This is a genomic window from Dietzia cercidiphylli (assembly GCF_014145145.1).
Lineage (GTDB): Bacteria > Actinomycetota > Actinomycetes > Mycobacteriales > Mycobacteriaceae > Dietzia > Dietzia natronolimnaea.
Map to the genome: position 1 here is coordinate 1 of NZ_JAALEA010000376.1, position 4152 is coordinate 4152.

4 protein-coding genes and 1 pseudogene are annotated in these 4152 nt (G+C 70.7%); 3 read left to right on the forward strand and 2 right to left on the reverse strand.

Annotated features, from left to right (window positions below; genetic code table 11):
- Positions 1-201, reverse strand: a pseudogene (locus G6028_RS13355) (hypothetical protein); the annotation flags it as partial.
- An 81-nt stretch (positions 202-282) separates the two neighbouring features.
- Entirely contained in the window at positions 283-1512 is a 1230-nt protein-coding gene (locus G6028_RS13360; RefSeq protein ID WP_182659152.1) for an oxygenase MpaB family protein, read from the reverse strand.
- 45 nt (positions 1513-1557) lie between these two features.
- Between G6028_RS13360 and G6028_RS13365 the strand changes: the two genes are divergently transcribed.
- From G6028_RS13365 to G6028_RS13375, 3 genes are all read left to right on the forward strand, one after another.
- The gene (locus tag G6028_RS13365) at positions 1558-2151 is read left to right on the forward strand and encodes a TetR/AcrR family transcriptional regulator (protein WP_241730756.1); all 594 of its coding nucleotides are present in this window, start codon (positions 1558-1560) and stop codon (positions 2149-2151) included.
- Between the two features lie 75 nt (positions 2152-2226).
- The gene (locus tag G6028_RS13370) at positions 2227-2973 is read left to right on the forward strand and encodes a lytic transglycosylase domain-containing protein (protein WP_182659153.1); all 747 of its coding nucleotides are present in this window, start codon (positions 2227-2229) and stop codon (positions 2971-2973) included.
- Between the two features lie 119 nt (positions 2974-3092).
- Positions 3093-4152: ABC transporter transmembrane domain-containing protein (locus tag G6028_RS13375; RefSeq protein ID WP_182659154.1), on the forward strand; the 1060-nt coding region annotated here is incomplete at its 3' end.

A 4152-nucleotide genomic window follows, 5' to 3' on the forward strand; every position in this document is an offset into this window, starting at 1 on the left:
GCGTAGCGCCACGAGCAGTGCGCGGCGCACCGCGGCGGGGTCGGTCAGCAGGCCCTGGACCTCGTCGCCGGCCGTCCGCTCGAAGGCGGCCGCGCAGGGGATGACCGCCAGGGCCTCGAGCAGTCCCGGCACCAGGTCGTCGGCGACCCGGCTACCGCGCTGGTCGATCGTCACCACGTACATGAGGCGATCTTCCCACATCCGGCCGACAGGAGGTGAAAATGCCTAATTTCGAGCAATTAGCCGAAAGGGCCTAATGGGCGCAGATCAGGCGAACGGACCTCACGAGGCGAGCGGCCTACCGATATCGGCGGCGGCATCGCCGAAGGTCTGCTTGCGCTCGCGGTCGCGGACCTTCTCCCCCCACGCATCGAGCCGGGCGCGGCCCCACGGGGTGCGGTACCGCAGCCCGTTCAGTGCCACCAGGTAGGCATGCGCCCACGGCGGCCGGACGGGCAGGCCGAACTCGCGCATGGACTCGCGGCCGAGTAGCACCGTGAGCATGCTCAGCAGTCGCTCGTGCCCCAGCCACGCCTGCACGCCGGGGAGCGGCCCGCTGCGCTTGCGCTGACGCTGCGCCGCGACCAGGGCCTGGGTCAGTTGCGGTCCAGCCTCGCTGAGCCCTGCCTGGGCCAGCAGGATGTGATAGTTGATCCGGTGCCGGTCCCTCTCGCGGCCGACCAGGAAGTCGTCGTCGACCCCCATCAGCCATCCCACGTAGCGCCACACGTGCATCACGGCGTCGGAGTCCCGGCGGGACATCGGCACGCCCAGGGTGCGCACGCCCAACAGGACAACGGCGTCGAAGAGGCCGAGGGTGGCGGCCAGGTCGCTCTGGCTGATGGGCAGTCCCCACCGTCCGGTGTCCCAGCGCGGCTCCATCGCCTCGTTGACCACGGCGTGCATGGCCCGCACGTGCCCGGTCAGGCGCCACGACTCGCCGCCCGGCCGCAGCCCGTCGGGAATCGAGAGGGACATGGTCCAGTGGCTGGTCTCGGCCAGGCGACGCAGCGTGGTGTTGCCGGTCAGGCCGCCGGTGGCCACCAGGAGGTCGGTGGGTCCGCCGAAGCGGTAGCCGCCGATCAGCGAGAGTTGGAGCAGGATGTCCGCGGCGTTCTGGCCCAGGCGCAGGTACACCTTCTGGCCGTGGGCGATCTGGTCCCAGTCGACCCAGTCCGGGGTGTCCTCGAGGAGGGCGATGTACTCGCGGAGCACCTCGGGGGCGTCGTCGGGCAGGCCCGCCGAGCCGCTCGTGAGGGCCTCGTCGAGCTGCCGCCGGCTCACGGCCCCGGGCTCGCCGGACCGCAGCCGCATGGCGCGGGCCAGGCGGGCGCCGGGCTCGTCCTTCTCCAGGTATCCGCGGCCCAGGCGGTCCATGAGCTGCTCGTCGATCTGGTCCACGCGGGCGATGTGCTTGAGGGCGCGACCCATGCGGCGGGAGCGGTCCTCGGCCTCGCGGTATCGGGTGGGGTATGAGGAGGTGACGGTGTCACGCTCAGGCGCTGTGGTCATGGTGCAACTATGACGCGAGTAATTACTCGCATACAATTCGCGTTCATGAGAAAGGTCCCCCAGCAGGCACGTTCCCGGGCGATGGTCGAGAGGATCGTGGAGGCGGCTCGCGTCGTGCTCGTGCGCGACGGCTACGACTCGTTCACCACCAACCGCGTCGCCGACGAGGCCCGGGTCAGCCCGGGCTCGCTGTACCAGTACTTCCCGGACAAATCGGCCCTGGTCACCGAGGTCATGGACCGATGGTCGGCGGAGATCTCCGACCGGGTTGCCGCCTCGCTCGCCGGCGCCGGTCCAGTCGACGTCCAGAACCCCGGCACGGTCCGCTCCATCGCCGACGCCCTGCTGACCGCGCTGGAGGTGGACGCCGGGCTGCTGCGGATCGTGTGGGAGGAACTTCCCGCCGTGCGTCACCGGGCCGCGCAGCACGCACTCGAGCTCCGGGTGCGTGAACTCCTCGCCGTCTACCTCTCCGCGGCGGGGGTCACGGCCGGTGATCCCGCCGCGCGCGCGTGGGTGATCGTGATGGCAGTGGAGAACGTGGCCGTGCGCTGGGTGCTGGATCAACCCAAGATCAGCCGGGCGGCCCTGTTGGACGAGTTCACCGCTTTGGCCGGGGGGTACGGCCCGCGCGGGTGAATCAGGGCAGGTGCGGGTGAGATCAGGGAATCCCCCGAGGCGGGCCGTGGCGAGTTTTCGGCAGAATGGCACTCAATGACTATTCGCCCCCGCCGCGGCTGCGCTGTGGCCCTGTCCCTCGCCGCGGCCGTGGTGGCATCAGCCTGTTCGTACGGGCCCACCCGTGAAGCCCCGGTCGCCATCCCGCCCGGCATCCCACCCGCCGCCGGAGCTCCCGTCCCTGCCGTCGACATCAATGCCCCCGGCCGGACCTCCTATCAGCTGCGGCCCTGGGCGCAGGGGATCAACGAGCAGATGAACATCCCGGTCGCCGCCCTGGCCGCCTACGGCAACGCCGCCGAGACCATGCGGCAGACCCGGCCCGAGTGCAACCTGGCGTGGACGACCCTCGCCGGGATCGGGCACGTGGAGACCCGGCACGGTCGCTACCGGGGAGCCTCCCTGAACGACGACGGCTACGCGCTGCCGCCGATCATCGGTATCCAGTTGGACGGCTCGCCCGGATTCGCCAACATCCCGGACACCGACGGCGGGGAACTGGACGGAGACCAGGAGTTCGACCGTGCCGTGGGGCCCATGCAGTTCATCCCCGAGTCGTGGCGCAAGTACGGAGTCGACGCCAACGGCGACGGGCGGGCCGACCCCAACCAGATCGACGACGCCGCCGTGGCCGCCGCCCGGTTGCTGTGCGAGAACGGGGGAGACCTCTCGGTTGCCGAGAACTGGCAGCGGGCCGTGCTGGCCTACAACGCCTCGCGGGAGTACGTGATGGATGTGCGCGACTCCGCGGCGGCGTACTCGGTGGGGACCACGGCGCCGTAGGGGGACGCGTAGGCCGCAGCCGGAAGGGACCGTAGACCGCCGGGTTCCCGGGTGGAACTAGTGTCGTGAGTCGGCGAGACCCACAGACGCCCTTCACCATCGGCGGGAGCCCCACACGCATGTCAGCACCCACATCGACGCGCCGGCAGGACACCGGCATCCCGTCGACCGCGAACGGGCTCCTGCTCCGGGCGATCGGCCGTCGAAAGCGCCTCGTGGGCCCCGGGCTGGTGCTCATGACGATGTGGCAGCTCTGCGAGGCGCTGGTGCCCATCGCGATCGGTGTGATCGTCGACCGGGCGATCATCCCTCTCGACGCGACCGCGATGCTGTGGTCGGTCCTCGGGCTCATCGCCTTGTTCACGGTGCTGAGCCTGAGCTATCGCTTCGGCGCCAGACTGAGCAACCGCGCACTCCAAGAAGAGGCGCACGATCTGCGGGTGGAGGCCACCCGGGTGCCGCTGACCAGGCGTCGCGCCATGGACGACGCGAGCTCGGGTGACGTGCTGTCCGTGTGTTCGGCCGACGCCGACGTCGCGGCCCTGGTGTTCCGCCAGATCGCCCTGGGCGGGTCCGCGCTCATCGGCATCGTGGGCATCTCGGCCTACCTGCTGTGGACCGATCTATTAGTGGGGCTGATCGTCCTGATCGGCGTCCCGTTGAGTCTGGTGCTGGTGGCGCTGCCCAGCCGCGTCATCTCCCGGCACAGCACCGCCCAGCAGACGGCCATCGGCATGGCGAGCAGCCGCGCCACCGACATCATGACGGGTCTGCGCGTGCTCAAGGCCGGGGGCGGGGAGCGCTGGGCGGCTGAGCAGTACCGCGACGCCTCCCGTGCCGCCGCCGACGCGGGCATCGTCACCGCCGAGCGGACGGGCCGGGTCCAGGGCATCGGGTCGCTCGGCATGGCCGTCGTACTGGCCCTGGTCCTGCTGGCCGCCGGCTACCGAGTGCTGTCCGGGGAGATGGCGATCGGCACGCTGGTCTCGGTGGTCGGCGTGGCCGTGTTCTTCGAGGAACCGGTCCGCCTCATCACGGCCATGGTGAGCATCTTCGCCCGGTCCCACGGTGCCGCGCAGCGGCTGGTCGACCTGCAGGCGTCGGCGCCGGTCGACGAGTCCGGATCGGAGGTCCCCGAGGGATCGCACCTGCAGGTGAGCGGCTTGGAGCTGCCCGACG